Raw genomic sequence first — 17,135 nt, forward strand, 5'->3', positions numbered from 1 at the left:
GCCTCGAAAGTGCCCCTACGCGAGCGAAGCGAGCGAACGGCCCCTGATGCGAGCGCAGCGAGCAGCAGGTCTGAGCCGCCGAGGAACGAGGCGGCGCGCCGTTACCAGGGCGAAGCCACGTAGTCCTTCAGGAAGACGCCGTGCAGGTCCTCTCCGGCCTCGCCGCGGACGATGGGGTCGTACACGCGGGCTGCTCCGTCGACGAGGTCGAGCGGCGCCTTGAAGCCTTCGTCGGCGAGCCGCACCTTGGTGACGTGGGGGCGCTCGTCGGTGATCCAGCCGGTGTCGACGGCGGTCATGAGGATCCCGTCGGACTCGAGCATCTCGGTGGCACTCGTGCGGGTGAGCATGTTGAGCGCGGCCTTGGCCATGTTGGTGTGGGGGTGTCCGGGGCCCTTGTACCGGCGGCCGAACTGGCCCTCCATGGCCGAGACGTTGACGACGTACGTGCGTCGGGCGGCGGCGGCAGCCATGGAGGGTCGGAGGCGGCTCACGAGGATGAACGGGGCCACGCTGTTGCAGAGCTGCACCTCGAGGAGCTCGAGGGCGTCGACCTCTCCCACCGTCTGCACCCAGCTGTTGGTGCTCACGACGTCGGGCAGCAGGCCGCCGGCGTCGATGCGCGAGAGGTCGGCCGAGCCGGCCTCGAGCGCCTGGCTCGTGAGGCGGTCTGCCGTGAGCGCATCGCCGGCGAGGACGGGGTGTGCGGCCACCGAGCCGACGAGCGACGCCGGGTGGAGGTCGGACGTGTGCCCGAAGGTCACCAGCTCCGGCGTCAGCCCGGGCTCGAGGGGGACGGACTCGGAGTCGGAGATGGCCGAGTACGAGCCCGGCGTGCGCTTGACGGTCTGTGCCGCGTTGTTGACGAGGATGTCGAGCGGGCCGGCGGCGGCGACGTCGTCGGCCAGGGCGATCACCTGGGCCGGGTCGCGCAGGTCGATGCCCACCACCTTGAGCCGGTGCATCCACTCCTCGGCGTCGGGCATGGATCGGAACCGGCGGACGGCGTCGCGCGGGAAGCGGGTCGTGATGGTGAGGTGCGCGCCGTCGCGCAGGAGACGCAGCGCGATGTACATGCCGATCTTGGCTCGGCCGCCGGTGAGGAGCGCTCGGCGACCGGTGAGGTCGGTGCGGGCGTCGCGCTTGGCGTGGCTGGAGGCCGCGCAGTCGGGGCACAGCTGGTGGTAGAACGCGTCGACGACGGTGTACTTCTGCTTGCAGATGTAGCAGGAGCGGGGCACGAGGAGCTCCCCCGCCGACGCCCCACGGACCTGCGAGACCAGCGGGATGCCGGCCGTCTCGTCGTCGATGCGGCGTGCGGAGCCGGTGGCCGTGGACTCGACGACGGAGCGGTCGGCCTCGGCCACCTGGGCGCGCTTGGCCTTGCGGCGCTCCTTCTTGACGTCCTTGTAGAACGACCCGCAGGCGCGCCGCAGCGCGACGTAGGCGTCGTCCTCCTCGCCGAGGTACTTGGCCTCGCCCAGCACCCTGAGCGCGGTCTCGAGCTCCTCGGGCGTGAAGCCCGTCGCCTCCCGGTCCTGGCTCGTCACGTCAGCCCGTGACGGCGCCGTGGGCCGCGGAGCCCACGAGCTTGCGGTACTTGCCGAGCACGCCGGTCGTGTACTTGGGCGGGTTGGGCTCCCAGCCGGCCTTGCGACGCTCGAGCTCGTCGTCGTCGATCTCGACCTCGAGGGTCTTGTTGGCGACGTCGAGCGTGATGGGGTCGCCGTCGCGCACGAACGCGATGGGGCCGCCGTCGACCGCCTCGGGCGCCACGTGGCCGACGCACAGGCCGGTGGTGCCGCCGGAGAACCGACCGTCGGTGAGGAGCAGGACGTCCTTGCCGAGCCCGGCGCCCTTGATGGCACCGGTGATGGCGAGCATCTCGCGCATGCCGGGGCCGCCCTTGGGCCCCTCGTAGCGGATCACCACGACGTCGCGGGCGACGATCGTGCCGTCCTCGAGCGCGTCCATCGCGGCGCGCTCGCCGTCGAAGACGCGGGCCGTGCCGCTGAAGACCGACTCGTCGAAGCCGGCGCTCTTGACGACCGCGCCCTCGGGCGCGAGGGAGCCGTGCAGGATCGTGATGCCGCCCGTCTTGTGGATGGGGGCGTCGAGCGGGCGGATGATGTCGCCGTCGAGACCGAGCTCGATGTGGGCGAGGTTCTCCGCCATGGTCTTGCCGGTGACGGTCATGACGTCGCCGTGCATGAGGCCCGCGTCGAGCAGCGCCTTCATGATGACCGGGATGCCGCCGACCTTGTCGACGTCGTTCATGACGTAGCGGCCGAAGGGCTTGAGGTCGCCGAGGTGCGGGACCTTGTCGCCGACGCGGTTGAAGTCGTCGAGCGTGAGGGGGACGCCGGCCTCACGGGCGATGGCGAGCAGGTGCAGGACGGCGTTGGTGGAGCCACCGAGCGCCATGACCACGGTGATGGCGTTCTCGAACGCCTCGAGGGTCATGATGTCGCGCGCCGTGATCCCGCGACGGAGCAGCTCGACGACGGCCTCGCCGGACTTCTTGGCGTAGTCGTCGCGGCGCCGGTCGGGCGCCGGGGGTGCGGCCGAGCCGGGCAGGCTCATGCCGAGCGCCTCGGCGGCCGAGGCCATGGTGTTGGCGGTGTACATGCCGCCGCACGCACCCTCGCCGGGACAGATGGCACGCTCGATGCGGTCGACCTCGTCGCGCGTGATGAGGCCCTTCATGCACGCACCGACGGCCTCGAAGGCGTCGATGATGGTGACGTCCTTGCCGTCGACGTTGCCGGGCAGCGTGGAGCCCGCGTAGAGGAACACGCTGGAGAGGTCGAGGCGGGCAGCGGCCATGAGCATGCCGGGCAGGCTCTTGTCGCAGCCTGCCAGGAGCACCGAGCCGTCGAGGCGCTCGGCCATCATGACGGTCTCGACGGAGTCGGCGATGACCTCACGGCTCACGAGCGAGAAGTGCATGCCCTCATGGCCCATGCTGATGCCGTCGGACACGCTGATGGTGCCGAACTCGAGCGGGTAGCCGCCGCCGGCGTGCACGCCCTCCTTGACGGCCTTGGCGAGCCGGTCGAGCGAGAGGTTGCACGGGGTGATCTCGTTCCAGCTGGAGGCCACGCCGACCTGCGGCTTCACCCAGTCGTCGTCGCCCATCCCCACGGCGCGGAGCATGCCGCGGGCGGCGGTCTTCTCGAGCCCGTCGGTGACGTCGCGGCTGCGGGGCTTGATGTCGACGGGGCCACGGTCTTCGGGGGCGTTGGGGGTCTCGCTGGGCATGCGCCCAAGAATACGGCCGCCGTCGAACCGGGCTTGCGGCGGATGGCCGGTCAGGACACGCGCTCGAGCAGACGCTGCACGAGACGGCGCAGTCGCGCCTCGTCGTCCCACCGCGCCACCTGCAGCCGACGGCTCATCGCCTGGGGCGAGATCCCGAGACGACGCGCGGCCTCCGACTGCGTGACACCCTCGGCCACGGCCGCCACGGCCTGGTGTCCCTCGAGCGAGCGCGCTCCCACCAGCAGCCCCAGGGCCTGGGCGGCGGTCTCCACGTCCTCGACCGCGGAGGCGTCCAGGCCCTCGGCGCCCGAGACCGCCACTCCGGCCGTGGCGTGCTTGGCCCGCTCGACGGCGTCGCGGGCCGCCACGAGCGCCGGGCCACGGCTCGCCCTCACCGAGTCCGGGAGGTCGTCCTCGACCGCGCCCACGCCCACCCCGGCCCACCAGGTCTGACGCCGGGCGAGCTCGACGAGGATGTCCACGACCACGTCGGGACGGTCGGTCAGCCCCTGCACCTCGTCTCCCGCGGTCCGCTCGAACGACCTCACGAGCGGGTGCTCGTTGAGCGCCGCGACGAGCTCGGGCACGGCATCGGCCGTGCGCCGGCTCGAGCGTTGATCGATCGTGAGGGCGAACATCTGGCCAGTATCAACCCCCAAGGATTGATACGCAAGAATCAAGCCATATTGATTGATTCGAGCAGATCAGGCCGACAGCCTTGTCCGGGGCGCGTGGCACAGTGAGGGCCATGGATCCGGGGACCGACGCCACGCCGGCAGTGGAGCTGGCCATCCTCGCCGAGGCGCGGAACGAGGTCGGTGCCGCGGACCACAAGGCCTCCATGGTGCTGGCCGTCCTGGGCATCGGGTTCGGAGCCGTCCTGGGCGGTCTCATCGCCCGCGACTGGAGCCCGGGCGACCTCGACGGCCTCGGCCAGGTGACGTGGAGCATCGGGGCGCTGCTGGCCGGCAGCTCGGTGTTCGCGGCAGCCAGCGCGGTGTGGCCGCGCTTCACCGTGCCCGCTCGCACGCGCGAGGTGCACTACTGGGGACACGTGGCGGCGCTGCACTCCGCCGAGGAGCTCACCGAGATCCTGGAGGCCCAGCCTCCCTCCCTCACCGACCGCACCCGACACCAGATGTTCGAGCTCTCGCACATCGTGGCGCGCAAGTACGCCTGGGTGCGGGTGGCCATGAGGCTCGCGGCGGCCTCAGTCCCCTTCTTCCTCCCCGCCGGGCTCTGGGGCCACTGAGCTCGCCACGCCCCTCCCGTCCAGACGGTCGTGGGCGTGGAGCACCGCGTAGGCGCCGCTGCGTCGAAGGTTCTGTGAGACCGCCGAGGCGCTGATCCCCTCCTGGAGCGCGAGGTCGGCCTGGGAGACGCCTTGGAGGACGCCCAGCAGAAGTCGTCGCGAGCGCTCCTGCATCGAGGAGACGATCTCGTCGCGCGTCAGCAGCAGCGCCTGCACCACGGCGTCCGACGGCACCTCCGAGCCGGGCTCCGCCTCGTCGGCCAGCAGGTACCACGTGCGCAGCGTGCGGTCCTTCACGAGCTCGCGCGCCTTCGCCTCGTTGATCGCGTCGCGCGCCGCCCACCAGCCGGGGCCGTCCTGCAGGAGGCCCGCCACGCCGGGTCCCAGGTCCTGCACCTCCCCCACGCCGATGCCGGCCCTGCAGTCCAGGCCCTCGGGAAGCACCAGACGGAGCAGCAGCGTGGCGCGCAACGCGTCGTTCACCGAGTGGTAGCGAGCCTGGGCCTCGTCCCCCACGGTGGGGGCCAGCGGCTGCTCACCCGGCACCATCGCGTCGACCTGGGCGAGCGCCGTGACGAACGTGCGGTGCAGCCAGGCCCGGTCCCGCTGACGCCGCGACCCCACGAGGTCGATGATCACGGCGACACGCGTGGGCCAGGACATGAACATCAGCATATGGCTTCACATAAGACATTTCGGTTCGTGTCAAGATCGAGTCATGACACGGATCGCCTGGGCCACGGGAGCCGGCTTCGCCGACTCCGACGCCGACCTCCCCCTGCTCACGCAGGCCGCCTCGGCGGCCGGGATCGACAGCGACGTCGTCGTGTGGGACGACCCGACGGTCGACTGGGCCGCCTTCGACCTCGTCGTCGTCCGGTCGTGCTGGGACTACGTTCCACGCCGCGAGGAGTTCCTCGCGTGGGCGCGGGGCGTGCCCCGCCTGCAGAACGACGCCGACGTCCTGACGTGGACGACCGACAAGACCTACCTGCGGCTGCTGGAGGCGGCCGGCATCGCGATCGTGCCGACGCAGTGGTCGGTCCGCGCCGGCGACGACCTTCCCGAGAGCTCCGAGTGGGTCGTGAAGCCGACCATCTCGGCGGGGTCCGCCGACACCGCTCGTTGGAGCGACCGAGCCCAGGTGGTGGACCACAGCGAGGCCCTCCTGGCGGCGGGTCGTCCCACCATGGTCCAGCCCTACGTCAGCTCCGTCGACAGCGACGGCGAGACGGGGATGCTCTTCTTCGGTGGGACGTACTCGCACGCGTTCCGCAAGGGCGCGCTCCTGGCAGCCGGCGACGACCCCCGCTCGCTGCCCGAGCTGAAGGAGGACATCCGGCCACGCGAGGCCAGCGACACGCAGGTCGAGTTCGGTCTCCGCGTGCTCGACGCCGCCCGCCGGGCGCTCGGCACCGAGCCGCTGTACGCCCGGGTGGACGTCGTGACCGACGACGACGGGTCCCCCCGCCTCATGGAGCTGGAGCTCGCCGAGCCGTCCTTCTTCCTCGAGCACACCCCGTCCGGCGCCGACGCCTTCGTCGCGGCTGCCAGGGCGTCCGGCCTGCTCGGCTGACGTCGGATCGGCGGTTCACCGCCCTGACCTGCGGTTCCGTGGCAGAATCCCCGCCGTGGCACTCCCCGCGGCGCTCGTGCGCCAGTTCGACGTCAAGAGCCAGGACGGCACGCGCATCCGGGCATGGACCAACGACGGCTCCGGCCCCGACGTGCTCGTCACCAACGGCCTGGGCACCAACCCCCACGCCTGGCCGACGCTGCTGCAGCCGGACTCCGGATTCCGCGTGCACGGCAACTACCACCGCGGGATCGGCGGTTCGGCGCGTCCCACGAACGGGCGGCTGAGCGTCAAGGCGCACGTCGAGGACGCCGTGGCCGTGATGGACGCCGCCGGCATCGAGTCGGCCGTCGTGGTCGGCTGGTCGATCGGCGTCAACGTCGCCTTCGAGCTGGCCCTGCGCCACCCCGAGCGGGTCCGCGGCATCCTGGCCGTCTGCGGCGTCCCCGGCGACACGTTCGCCTCCATGCTCCAGCCCGTGGGTCTGCCCGCACCGCTCGCCAAGCTCCTCATGACGTCGGCGACGTTCAGCTCCGTCTACACCGGACGAGCCAGCGGGCGCATCATCAGGGCCTTCCCCTGGAACCGGTTCACGGTCGACCTGGTGCGCCGGGCGCACATCATCAGCCCCGCCGCCGAGACCGTTGCGCTCCAGGCACTCGTGCAGGAGTTCTTCCAGATGGACGCCGCCTGGTACGCCAAGCTCGGGATGGGCGCGTCGCGCCACCGTCGGGTGAGCCTCTCGGGGATCACCGTCCCGACGTCGTTCGTGGCCGGGTCCTGGGACGTGCTGGCGGGACCCAGGAGCATGCGCACCGCGGCCGAGCGCCTGCCGCACTCGCGGTTCCGCGAGATCGCCGGGTCGACGCACTTCGTGCCCATCGAGCGGCCCGAGATCGTCATGAGCGAGCTCCGCGACCTCGAGTCGCGCTGCCGCTGACCCTCCGGACGGCGACGGCGGACCCGAGGTGGCCTCGGGTCAGCTCGCGGCCTGGTAGGTCAGGCAGTCCGCGGCGTCGGCGCCCGGCCCCACCCGGATGGACTCGGCGGAGCACTCCAGGTCGCTGTTGTGGGCGCACTCGCTGCGGTGACAGGCACCGACCATGGCCAGCGACTTGGTCAGCCCGCCCTCGACCCCGAGGTCGATGAAGGTGCCACAGGCGGAGTCGGTGCCGCCGATCGTGATGGCGCCGGCGTGGCAGCCGGCGTCGTGGTTGTAGGAGCAGCCGCTCGCAGAGCACTCGTGGACGGACGGCAGGTCGGTGACGGTCATGATGCCTCCTGGATCGCGTGGTGCTCCTGACCGTACGTCCGGCACCCCCCGGTCAGGACACGCTGACTTTTGTGAGGAGAGGCTGGGCTGAGGGCACCTACCCCAGCCGCTCCCCGCCAGGTCAGGCCAGCTTCTCGATGATGAGCTCGCGGACGCGCGCGGCGTCGGCCTGGCCCTTCATCTCCTTCATGACCGAGCCGATGAGGGCGCCGGCGGCCTGCACCTTGCCGTCGCGGATCTTCTGCGCGACGTCGGGGTTGGCCTCGATGGCACGGTCGACGGCGTCGCCCAGGGCGCCGTCGTCGGACACCAGCTCCAGCCCGCGGGACGCGACGACCTCGTCGGGCGTGCCCTCGCCCGCCAGGACGCCGTCGAGGACGGACCGGGCCAGCTTGTCGTTGATGCGGCCCGAGTCGATGAGCGCCTGCACGCCCGCGACCTGCTCCGGCGTGACGGGCAGGGCGGCGAGGTCGACGCCCTGCTCGTTGGAGCGTCGGGCCAGCTCACCGAGCCACCACTTCTTGGCCGCGGTGGGCGAGGAGCCCGCCCTGACCGTGGCGTCGACGAGATCGAGCGCACCGGCGCCGACGATGTCGCGCATGTCGAGCTCGGCGAAGTCCCACGCGGCCTGCAGACGCTTGCGGCGCTCGGCGGGCGGCTCCGGGAGCGTCCCGCGGAGCTCGTCGACCCACGCGCGCGACGGCGCGACGGGCGCGAGGTCGGGCTCGGGGAAGTAGCGGTAGTCGTCGGCGTCGGACTTCTCGCGGCCGGCCGACGTGCTGCCGTCGGCCTCGTGGAAGTGTCGGGTCTCCTGCAGCACCTTCTGGCCCACGTCGAGGATGCCGGCGTGACGGCCGATCTCGTAGCGCACCGCGCGCTCGACGGAGCGGAACGAGTTGACGTTCTTGGTCTCGCTGCGGGTGCCGAGGGTCTCGGACCCGCTGGGCTTGAGCGAGAGGTTGACGTCGGCGCGCAGCGAGCCCTGGTCCATGCGGGCGTCGGACACGTCGAGCGCGACCATGAGGTCGCGCAGGTGGTTCACGTAGGCGCGTGCGACGGCGGGAGCACGGTGCCCCGGCACCTCGATGGTCTTGGTGACGATCTCGATGAGCGGGATGCCTGCGCGGTTGTAGTCGAGCAGCGAGTGGTCGGCCCCGTGGATGCGGCCCGTGGCACCGCCGACGTGCAGCGACTTCCCGGTGTCCTCCTCCATGTGGGCCCGCTCGATCTCGATGCGGAAGGTCTCGACGCTTCCGTCGTCGGCCGGGACGTCGATGTCGACGTAGCCCTCGAACGCGATGGGCTCGTCGTACTGCGACGTCTGGAAGTTCTTGGGCATGTCGGGATAGAAGTAGTTCTTGCGCGCGAACCGGCACCACTCGGCGATCTCGCAGTTCAGCGCGAGACCGATGCGGATCGCCGACTCCACCGCCTTGGCGTTCACGACCGGGAGGGCGCCGGGCAGGCCGAGGCACACGGGGCAGACCTGGGTGTTCGGCTCCGCGCCGAACGCCGTGGCGCAGCCGCAGAACATCTTGGTGGCCGTGTTGAGCTCGACGTGGACCTCGAGACCCATCACGGGGTCGTAGCGGGTGAGGGCCTCGTCGAAGCCGACGAGGGCGGTCTTGGCGGTGGTGCTCATCGGGCGACCTCCTGGAGGACGGGCATCGAGACGAGCCGCTCGAGCGCGGCACCGGCGTTGTAGAGGCGGTCGTCGGCGAGGGCCGGCGCGAGGAGCTGCGCGCCCACGGGCAGACCGGTGTCGTCGGCCAGGCCGATCGGGACGCTGATGCCGGGGAGCCCGGCGAGGTTGGCCGGGATCGTGCAGATGTCCTCGAGGTACATGGCCAGGGGGTCCGACGTCTTCTCGCCGAGCCTCCACGCCGTGGTGGGCGCCGTGGGCGAGAGCAGGACGTCGACCTGCTCGAACGCGGCGGAGAAGTCGCGGGCGATGAGCGTGCGCACCTTCTGGGCCGAGCCGTAGTAGGCGTCGTAGTAGCCGCTGGAGAGCGCGTAGGTGCCGAGCACGATGCGCCGCTTCACCTCGTCGCCGAAGCCGGCGTCGCGGCTCGCGGCCATGACCTGCTCCGCGCTCGGTCCGTCGACGCCCTCGGGGGCGACCCGGAGGCCGTAGCGCATGGCGTCGAAGCGGGCCAGGTTGCTGGAGACCTCGCTCGGCATGACGAGGTAGTAGGCCGCGATGCCGTGCACGAAGCTGGGGCACGACACCTCGACGATCTCGGCGCCGGCCTGGGCGAGCGCCTCCACCGCCGCGTCGAAGCGGGACTGGACGCCGGGCTGGAAGCCCTCGCCGGCCAGCTCACGGATCACGCCGATGCGCAGCCCGGAGACGTCGCCGCGTCGGGCCGCCTCGACGACCGAGGGCACCGGGGCGTCGATGCTGGTGGAGTCGAGCGGGTCGTGCCCCGCGATGACCTCGTGCAGGAGCGCGGCGTCCTCGACGGTGCGAGCCATGGGCCCCACCTGGTCGAGGCTGCTGGCCATGGCGACGACGCCATAGCGCGAGACCCCGCCGTACGTGGGCTTGACGCCGACGATGCCGGTCATGGCGCCGGGCTGACGGATGGAGCCACCCGTGTCGGTGCCGAGCGCGAGCGGGGCCTCGAACGCCGCGACCGCGGCGGCCGAGCCGCCGCTGGAGCCGCCGGGGATGCGGTCGGTGTCCCAGGGGTTGCGTGTGTCGCCGTACGCCGAGTGCTCGGTGGAGGAGCCCATGGCGAACTCGTCGAGGTTGGTCTTGCCGAGGATGGGCAGGCCGGCGGCCCGCAGGCGCGCGACGACGGTGGCGTCGTAGGGCGGCACCCAGCCCTCGAGGATCCGGGAGCCGGCCGTCGTGGGCTGGCCCGTGGTGTTGATGAGGTCCTTGACGGCCACGGGCACACCGGCCAGGGCCGGGAGGGACTCCCCTGCCTCGCGACGCCGGTCGACGTCGGCCGCGGTGGCCAGGGCGCCCTCCGCGTCGACGTGGAGGAACGCGTTGATGCTGGGCTCGGTGGCCGCGATGCGGTCGAGGTGCGCCTGGGTGACCTCGACGGAGGTGGTGCCGTCGGCCAGGGCCGCCGCGATCTGCGCCGCGCTGGAGCGGGTGTGGTCGCTCATGCTCACTCCTCGCCCAGGATCTGCGGGACGAGGAAGCGCTGCTCCTCCGAGGCCGGGGCGCCCTCGAGCGCTGCCTCCGGGGTGAGCCCCGGCCGGACGACGTCCTCGCGGAAGACGTTGCTGATCGGGACGGGGTGGCTCATGGGCTCGACGTCGTCGCCCGCTGACTCGACCACACCCTGCACGGCCGCCACGTGGTCGAGGATCGCGGGGAGCTCGGCGCCGAGGCGGTCGAGCTCGTCCTCGCTGAGCGAGATGCGGGCGAGGCTCGCGAGGTGCGCGACGTCCTCACGTGAGATGGCCGACGACATGCGTCTCCCTTGTCCGTGGAATGCGGTCCGGGCGTGCCCGGGGTGTACCGATCCATCCTAGTGAGCGCCTCTCCCCTGCTGTCCGGGGCGGTGTCCTAGGCTCGTCGCGTGCCCTCCCACGACGCCCCCGACATGACCCCGCTCGAGGCCCTGGCCTTCTTGAGCGTGTGCGCCATGGCGATCGTCCTGGTGCTGGCGGGGCACGGCTTCGCCGACGGGTTCCTCGGCTGGGGCATCGGCGTGTTCCTCGCGTTCGTCGCGATCGCCATCTGGGCCCAGTGGATGGCGCCCAGCTCCCCGCGCTACCTCGAGAACCCCGTCCGGGTCGTGGTGCAGGTCATGATCTTCGTGGTCGTGGCGCTCTACGCCGCCGCCGGCGGGCTCTGGGTGCTGGGCGTGGTCTTCGCCGTCGTGGCGTCCGCCGTGCACCTCGCACTGGCCCGCGACGAGCTCTGAGCCACGTCCTACGGGCAGGACGCCCGCAGCACCCTGCGCGTGGACGCCGGGTCCTGGAGCAGCTTGTGCGCCGGGCGGACGGGACGCCGGACCAGCTCTCCGCCGCAGTTGGGACAGACGCCGCGCAGGACGTCCGTGGCGCAGTCGCGGCACCACGTGCACTCGTACGTGCAGATCATGACGTCGGTGGAGTCCGGCGCCAGGTCGCGGTCGCAGCACTCGCAGCTGGGGCGGATCTCGAGCATGGGTCCATCGTGGCCCAGGATCAGCTCCGCCCACGATCCCTGGTCCGGCCACCTGTCGCCGAGATCGTGCCACGATCGAGCGATGAGCAGTCCCTCCGGCTGGCACGCTGCGACCCCTGGAGTCGTGACGCTGCCCGACGGGACGAAGGTGCGGGTGCGGGCACTCCGCCGCGAGACGCCCGACGGCCCCGACCCGCAGCTCGGGATCTACCTCACGGGACGCGACCCCGGACCCCGGCCGTGGCCCCACCTCTGGGTCCCGTGGCCCGACTTCCGCCTCCCCCGCGACCCTGAGACCGCCCCGCGGATGGTGCGCGCGGCCGCCGACGCCGCTCGGGACCAGCGCGTGGAGATCGCGTGCGCCGGCGGTATGGGGCGGTCCGGGTGCGCGCTCGCGGTCATGGCCATCGACGCCGGGGTCCCGCCGGACCAGGCGGTCGGGTGGGTGCGCCGGCACCTGCACCCGCGGGCGGTCGAGACCCGCCGGCAGCGCCGATGGGTGCAGAGCGTCACACCGCGACAGCCCTGACCGGACACCGTTCGTTCACCCAGGAGGCCTAGCGTCCGGCCCATGCTCGACACGCTGCGCCATGCCCTGCCCGAGGACTACACCGTCGTCGACGACGACGATGACGACCCCGTCCTGCTCGACCCGGCCGGTCTCGCGGTCGACACGTGGCGCGAGGGGTACCCGTACGCCGAGCGGCTCGACCGCACGACCTACGAGCTGGACAAGCGACTGCTGCAGATCGAGCTCATCAAGCTCCAGAGCTGGGTCAAGGAGACGGGTCAGCGCATCGTGCTCGTCTTCGAGGGCCGCGACGCGGCGGGCAAGGGTGGCACCATCAAGCGGTTCGCGGAGCACCTCAACCCCCGCGGCGCGAACGTCGTGGCCCTCGTGAAGCCCACGGAGCGCGAGCAGTCGCAGTGGTACCTGCAGCGCTACGTGCAGCACCTGCCGAGCGCCGGCGAGATCGTCTTCTTCGACCGCTCCTGGTACAACCGGGCCGGGGTCGAGCGCGTCATGGGGTTCTGCACCCCCGACCAGTACACCGAGTTCCTCCGGCAGGCCCCGGCGTTCGAGAAGATGCTCGTGAACGACGGGATCCACGTCGTGAAGTTCTGGTTCTCGGTCTCGCGCGCGGAGCAGCTCACCCGGTTCACGATCCGCCAGATCGACCCCGTCCGGCAGTGGAAGCTCTCCCCCATGGACCTCGCCTCGCTCGACAAGTGGGACGCCTACACCGAGGCCAAGGAGGCGATGTTCCGCAAGACCGACACCAAGCACTCGCCCTGGACCGTGGTGAAGAGCAACGACAAGAAGCGGGCGCGTCTCGAGGCCATGCGACACGTCCTGCACCGCTTCGACTACCCCGGCAAGGACGTCGACGTCGTGCGCACGCCCGACCCGCTCATCGTCGGAGCCGCCGCCGACCTCTTCGACGCCGACAACGCCGACGTCGACTGAGCGACCTCCCCCGCACCGCCCCGTCCCCGCCCCTCCCCGTCCCCGCTGAGTGTGACGTTTGCGGGGTCGAACAGGTCTTTTCACCCCTCGAACGTCACACTCAGCGGGAGGTGGCCGGGATGAAAAGCCGCGGGGGTGCTGGCAGGCTGGAGTGATGCCTCCCCTGCGACTCGTTCCCCTCCTGGTGGCTGCGCTCGTGCTGTCCGCGTGCGGCGGCGCGGGCGGGGCCATGCCTCGAGGTGGCGACGACGCTGCGAAGGCCGACGGCTGCCCACAGGTCGAGGTGGTGGGCCTGCGAGGGCAGTCGCAGTCGCTCGACCACCACCGCGGCCTCGGGACCGAGGTGGACCAGGTGGTCACCCGGATGACCGAGCTCCTTCAGGACGCCGGTGTCGACGACGTGCTGGTCGAGGCGATCCGGCACGACAGCCATGACGCCTCGGACCTCGGGATCTACGAAGCCGACGTCAGGCAGGGCGAGCGGCTGCTGACCGCTCGCCTGAAGGAGGTCAGCGCCACGTGCCCGTCGTCGAGGCTCGTCGTCGTCGGCTTCAGCCAGGGCTCCCAGATCGCGTCCGAGACCCTCGCGAGCACGCCGTCACTGGCCAAGGACGTGGACCTGCTCGTGCTGATCGGCAACCCGCGCCACGACCCCGCGGCGAAGGTGACCCGCGTCGACCTGCCCGGTCCCGAGCCGACCGGCCACGGCAGCCTGGGCGCCGGCCCCGATCTGGGCGAGCTGGCCCGCCGCACGGTGGAGGCCTGCGTGCAGGGCGACGTCGTGTGCAACCTGCCGACGGGCGGAGGGCTCGACTACACCGCCCACAAGCATGCGTACGAAGGCGCGAAGGCGGCTCAGGCCATCGCCGAGACCGCCGTCACGGTGCTCGGCGACGAGAGCTGATGGACGCAGTGGCGACGGCCACCCTCCTGCATCATTCCGCGTCGGGGGCGGGTTCCTCGGGCGCCGGGGGCGGGCCCTCGGCGAGGAGCTGCTTGAAGCCGTCCTCGTCGAGCATCGGGACGCCCAGCTGCTCGGCCTTCTCGGCCTTGGTGCCGGCGTTCTCGCCCACCACGACGTAGTCGGTCTTCTTGCTCACCGAGCCCGAGGCCTTGCCGCCGTGGACGATGATGGCCTCCTTGACCGAGTCACGGGTGAAGTCCTCGAGCGAACCGGTGACCACGATGGTGAGGCCCTCGAGCGTGCGCTGGATGGACTCGTCGCGCTCGTCGGCCATCTGGACCCCGGCCTCGGCCCAGGCGTCGACGATGCCGCAGTGCCAGTCGACGGAGAACCAGTCGACGACGGCCTCGGCGATCGTGGGACCGACGCCCTCGACGGCGGACAGCTCGTCGACGTCGGCCTCGCGGATCCGCTGGACGTCGGCGAAGTGCGTGGCCAGGGCGCGGGCCGCAGTGGGACCGACGTGCCGGATGGACAGGGCGACCAGGACCCGCCACAGCGGCTGGCCCTTGGCCTTCTGCAGGCCGTCGAGGAGCTTGCGACCGTTGGTGGACAGCACGACCGCGCCGGCACCCGCCTCGGTCTCGGCCTTCTTGGCAGCGCGCGTGTAGAGCGGCACCTGGAGGAGCTGCTCCTCGGTGAGGGCGAACAGACCGCCCTCGTCGGTGAGGACACCGGCCTCGAGGAGCGCCGTGGCGCCCTCCCAGCCGAAGACCTCGATGTCGAACGCGCCCCGGCCCCCGACGTGCGTGAGGCGCTCGCGCAGCTGTGAAGGGCAGGACCGGGTGTTGGGGCAGCGGAAGTCCTTGTCGCCCTCACGGGTGGGCGCCAGCGGCGTGCCGCACGACGGGCACTCCGTGGGCATCACGAACTCGCGCTCCGTGCCGTCGCGCAGGGCGACGACCGGCCCGACGATCTCGGGGATCACGTCTCCCGCCTTGCGCAGGACGACCATGTCGCCGATGAGCACGCCCTTGCGCTTGACCTCGTACTGGTTGTGGAGCGTGGCCATCTCGACGGTGGATCCGGCGACCTTGGCCGGCTCCATGACCCCGTACGGCGTGACCCGGCCGGTGCGCCCGACGTTGACCCGGATGTCGAGCAGGCGGGTGTTGACCTCCTCGGGCGGGTACTTGAAGGCGATGGCCCAGCGCGGAGCGCGCGAGGTGGAGCCGAGCCGACCCTGCAGCGCCACCTGGTCGACCTTGACCACGACGCCGTCGATGTCGTGCTCGACGTCGTGACGGTGCTCGCCGTAGTACCCGATGAACTCCTCGACGCCCTCGAGGTCGGGCAGCACCTTGGCGCGCTCGGAGGTGGGCAGCCCCCAGGCCTTGAGAGCCGCGTAGGCCTCGGACTGGCGCTCGGGGGTGAAGCCCTTCCGGTACCCCAGGCCGTGGCACACCATGGACAGCGGCCGCGCCGCCGTGACGGAGACGTCCTTCATGCGCAGGGTCCCGGCAGCGGCGTTGCGCGGGTTGGCGAACGGGTTGTTGCCCGCCTCGGCCCAGGCCGCGTTGAACTCCTCGAACTCCGCGGTGGGGAAGTACACCTCGCCGCGGATCTCGACGTACGCCGGGACCGGGTACTCGTCGGTGCCGTGGAGGCGGTGCGGGATGACCTTGATGGTGCGGACGTTGTTGGTGACGTCTTCTCCCACCCGGCCGTCGCCGCGCGTGACGCCGCGGGTGAGACGACCGTCCTCGTACGTGAGAGAGATGGCGAGCCCGTCGACCTTGAGCTCGCACAGGTACTCGGCGTCGGTGACGCCCTCGCGCACGAGCCGGCCGTGCCAGGCCTCCAGCTCCTCGGCGCTGAAGGCGTTGTCGAGGCTCATGAGTCGCTCGCGGTGCTCGTAGGACTCGAACGTGCTGGAGGCCTGCCCGCCGACGGTCTGCGTGGGCGAGTCGGGCGTGCGGAGCTCGGGCAGCTTCTCCTCGAGGTCCTCGAGCTCACGGATCAGGGCGTCGTACTCCGCGTCGGAGACCGTGGGTGCGTCGTCGAGGTAGTACCGGGTGCGGTGCTCCTCGACCGTCTCGGAGAGCTCCTTGTGCCGTTGCCTGAGCTCGTCGTCGCTCGTCATGCTCCGACGATATCGGCGAGCGCCGACAGCGCACGGCGGGCGTGGGCGGGCGTCGCGCCGGCGAGCCCGCACGTGGGGGTGAGCACGACCCGGTCGTGCCACGCGTCCTCCCCGAAGCCCAGGCGGTCCATCCACGCAGCGAGCCGCCGCAGGGCCGCCGCGTCGTCGAAGGTCTCGTCCGAGGAGGGGAGGATCCCGGGCCAGAGCTCGAGCCCGGACTCGAACGCCTCGGCCCAGGAGTCGTCGGCGCGCGCGAGCGAGAGGTCGAAGGAGAGTGCCGTGAACCCGGCGCCGGCGAGCAGCTCCACCGGGAGGTCGGGGGCGCACGAGTGCAGGACGGGCGTGCCACCGGCCTCGCGGACGGCGTCGGCGACGGCCCGGAGCCCGGCGTCGGCCTCCGGCGGGTAGACCGTGCGATAGCGACCGAAGCCGCTGGCCGTGCGGACCTGAGCGTTGAGCACCGCCGGGAGCATGGGCTCGTCGACCTGGACCACGACGGTCGCGCCGGGGGTGCGCCTGCGGAGGTCGGCGACGTGCTCGCCGATGCCGACGGCGAGCGACTCCGCGAGGTCGCGGCGCGCACCGTGGTCGGCGAGGACCTTCTCTCCGCGCTGGAGCTCGACGGTGGCGGCGAGCGTCCAGGGTCCGGCGACCTGCTGCTTGAGCGTCCCGTCGTGGTCGTTCCACTGCTCCTCGACGGCGTCGAGGTCCTGGTCGAGGCGCGAGCGCGCGCGGCGGTGGTCCAGCCCGGGCGAGTCGAGGAGGCGCCAGCCGGCGGGCTGGAGGTCGGCCGAGAGTCCGTCGAGGAGGGCGAGGGACCGGCCGATCATGCCTGAGTGGACGCCCCGGGCCGGCAGCTCGGGGACGAAGAGCAGCTCGGGCAGGATGCCGCGCACGACACGCAGCGTCTCGTGGAGGTCCTCGCCCGGCATCGACCCGACACCCGTGGCACGCATGAGCCCAACCTACCGGCGCGCCCCCGCTCCCCCGACCACGCGACCGCGGCCGCCACCGACCCCGCCTGGGTGCGGTGACCTGGCGTCCGTCTCTCGGGCCCACGCCCGAGGGCGGTGACCTGGCGTCCGTCTCTCGGGCCCACGCCTGAGGGCGGTGACCTGGCGTCCGT

18 protein-coding genes are annotated in these 17,135 nt (G+C 71.8%); 7 read left to right on the forward strand and 11 right to left on the reverse strand.

The features are described 5' to 3' along the window. Positions 1 to 101: 101 nt before the first annotated feature. The 3 genes from ASD11_RS08765 to ASD11_RS08775 are packed head-to-tail and all read right to left on the reverse strand — an operon-like array spanning position 102 to position 3,899. Positions 102 to 1,550: an SDR family NAD(P)-dependent oxidoreductase gene (locus tag ASD11_RS08765; RefSeq protein WP_056285970.1), complete on the reverse strand. Its 1,449-nt coding sequence runs from the start codon at positions 1,548 to 1,550 to the stop codon at positions 102 to 104. Position 1,551: 1 nt separating this feature from the next. Continuing rightward, entirely contained in the window at positions 1,552 to 3,261 is a 1,710-nt protein-coding gene (gene ilvD, locus ASD11_RS08770) for a dihydroxy-acid dehydratase (RefSeq protein ID WP_056285973.1), read from the reverse strand. Between the two features lie 50 nt (positions 3,262 to 3,311). Then, positions 3,312 to 3,899: a helix-turn-helix domain-containing protein gene (locus ASD11_RS08775; protein ID WP_056285976.1), complete on the reverse strand. Its 588-nt coding sequence runs from the start codon at positions 3,897 to 3,899 to the stop codon at positions 3,312 to 3,314. Positions 3,900 to 4,009: 110 nt separating this feature from the next. Here ASD11_RS08775 and ASD11_RS08780 point away from each other — a divergent pair, with 110 nt between their 5' ends. Then, positions 4,010 to 4,513 (forward strand): Pycsar system effector family protein, encoded by a 504-nt coding sequence (locus ASD11_RS08780; RefSeq protein ID WP_156464648.1) that lies wholly within the window; start codon positions 4,010 to 4,012, stop codon positions 4,511 to 4,513. Here the strand turns inward: ASD11_RS08780 and ASD11_RS08785 are convergent. Next, the gene (locus ASD11_RS08785; protein ID WP_162246470.1) at positions 4,472 to 5,176 is read right to left on the reverse strand and encodes a SatD family protein; all 705 of its coding nucleotides are present in this window, start codon (positions 5,174 to 5,176) and stop codon (positions 4,472 to 4,474) included. The genes ASD11_RS08780 and ASD11_RS08785 overlap by 42 nt on opposite strands. A gap of 55 nt (positions 5,177 to 5,231) precedes the next feature. On the opposite strand from ASD11_RS08785, the gene ASD11_RS08790 reads away from it, so the two are divergent. Both ASD11_RS08790 and ASD11_RS08795 read left to right on the forward strand, forming a co-directional pair. Further along, on the forward strand, positions 5,232 to 6,089 hold the full coding sequence (locus tag ASD11_RS08790; protein ID WP_056285985.1) for an ATP-grasp domain-containing protein: 858 nt from the start codon (positions 5,232 to 5,234) through the stop codon (positions 6,087 to 6,089). 55 nt (positions 6,090 to 6,144) lie between these two features. Continuing rightward, on the forward strand, positions 6,145 to 7,029 hold the full coding sequence (locus ASD11_RS08795; protein WP_162246471.1) for an alpha/beta fold hydrolase: 885 nt from the start codon (positions 6,145 to 6,147) through the stop codon (positions 7,027 to 7,029). 39 nt (positions 7,030 to 7,068) lie between these two features. On the opposite strand, the gene ASD11_RS08800 is transcribed toward ASD11_RS08795, so the two are convergent. The 4 genes from ASD11_RS08800 to gatC form a co-directional block, all read right to left on the reverse strand. After that, positions 7,069 to 7,362: a DUF1540 domain-containing protein gene (locus ASD11_RS08800; protein WP_056285988.1), complete on the reverse strand. Its 294-nt coding sequence runs from the start codon at positions 7,360 to 7,362 to the stop codon at positions 7,069 to 7,071. Positions 7,363 to 7,483: 121 nt separating this feature from the next. Further along, positions 7,484 to 9,004, reverse strand: coding sequence for an Asp-tRNA(Asn)/Glu-tRNA(Gln) amidotransferase subunit GatB (gene gatB / locus ASD11_RS08805; protein WP_056285991.1), 1,521 nt, complete (start codon positions 9,002 to 9,004; stop codon positions 7,484 to 7,486). After that, on the reverse strand, positions 9,001 to 10,482 hold the full coding sequence (gene gatA, locus ASD11_RS08810) for an Asp-tRNA(Asn)/Glu-tRNA(Gln) amidotransferase subunit GatA (protein ID WP_056285995.1): 1,482 nt from the start codon (positions 10,480 to 10,482) through the stop codon (positions 9,001 to 9,003). The genes gatB and gatA overlap by 4 nt, the downstream gene beginning before the upstream one ends. A gap of 2 nt (positions 10,483 to 10,484) precedes the next feature. Next, the gene (gene gatC / locus ASD11_RS08815) at positions 10,485 to 10,793 is read right to left on the reverse strand and encodes an Asp-tRNA(Asn)/Glu-tRNA(Gln) amidotransferase subunit GatC (protein ID WP_056285997.1); all 309 of its coding nucleotides are present in this window, start codon (positions 10,791 to 10,793) and stop codon (positions 10,485 to 10,487) included. A 108-nt stretch (positions 10,794 to 10,901) separates the two neighbouring features. Here gatC and ASD11_RS08820 point away from each other — a divergent pair, with 108 nt between their 5' ends. Next, the gene (locus tag ASD11_RS08820) at positions 10,902 to 11,249 is read left to right on the forward strand and encodes a DUF2568 domain-containing protein (protein ID WP_156464649.1); all 348 of its coding nucleotides are present in this window, start codon (positions 10,902 to 10,904) and stop codon (positions 11,247 to 11,249) included. An 8-nt stretch (positions 11,250 to 11,257) separates the two neighbouring features. On the opposite strand, the gene ASD11_RS08825 is transcribed toward ASD11_RS08820, so the two are convergent. Continuing rightward, positions 11,258 to 11,494: a DUF1272 domain-containing protein gene (locus tag ASD11_RS08825; protein WP_056286003.1), complete on the reverse strand. Its 237-nt coding sequence runs from the start codon at positions 11,492 to 11,494 to the stop codon at positions 11,258 to 11,260. A gap of 82 nt (positions 11,495 to 11,576) precedes the next feature. Here ASD11_RS08825 and ASD11_RS08830 point away from each other — a divergent pair, with 82 nt between their 5' ends. The 3 genes from ASD11_RS08830 to ASD11_RS08840 all read left to right on the forward strand — a co-directional run bounded on the left by ASD11_RS08830 (position 11,577) and on the right by ASD11_RS08840 (position 13,866). Next, on the forward strand, positions 11,577 to 12,023 hold the full coding sequence (locus ASD11_RS08830) for a protein-tyrosine phosphatase family protein (RefSeq protein WP_056286006.1): 447 nt from the start codon (positions 11,577 to 11,579) through the stop codon (positions 12,021 to 12,023). Positions 12,024 to 12,065: 42 nt separating this feature from the next. Next, positions 12,066 to 12,962, forward strand: a complete 897-nt coding sequence (ppk2, locus tag ASD11_RS08835) for a polyphosphate kinase 2 (RefSeq protein ID WP_056286009.1) — start codon at positions 12,066 to 12,068, stop codon at positions 12,960 to 12,962. A gap of 154 nt (positions 12,963 to 13,116) precedes the next feature. Continuing rightward, a complete protein-coding gene (locus tag ASD11_RS08840; protein ID WP_056286011.1) occupies positions 13,117 to 13,866 on the forward strand; it encodes a cutinase family protein in 750 nt (249 codons plus the stop codon). Positions 13,867 to 13,897: 31 nt separating this feature from the next. Here ASD11_RS08840 and ligA read toward each other — a convergent pair whose 3' ends face one another. Next, complete coding sequence (ligA, locus tag ASD11_RS08845) at positions 13,898 to 16,009, reverse strand: NAD-dependent DNA ligase LigA (protein ID WP_056286014.1); 2,112 nt, start codon at positions 16,007 to 16,009, stop codon at positions 13,898 to 13,900. After that, the gene (locus ASD11_RS08850; protein WP_056286017.1) at positions 16,006 to 16,965 is read right to left on the reverse strand and encodes a methionine synthase; all 960 of its coding nucleotides are present in this window, start codon (positions 16,963 to 16,965) and stop codon (positions 16,006 to 16,008) included. The genes ligA and ASD11_RS08850 overlap by 4 nt, the downstream gene beginning before the upstream one ends. Between the last annotated feature and the right edge of the window lie 170 nt (positions 16,966 to 17,135).

It is taken from the genome of Aeromicrobium sp. Root495 (assembly GCF_001426755.1).
Taxonomy (GTDB): domain Bacteria; phylum Actinomycetota; class Actinomycetes; order Propionibacteriales; family Nocardioidaceae; genus Aeromicrobium.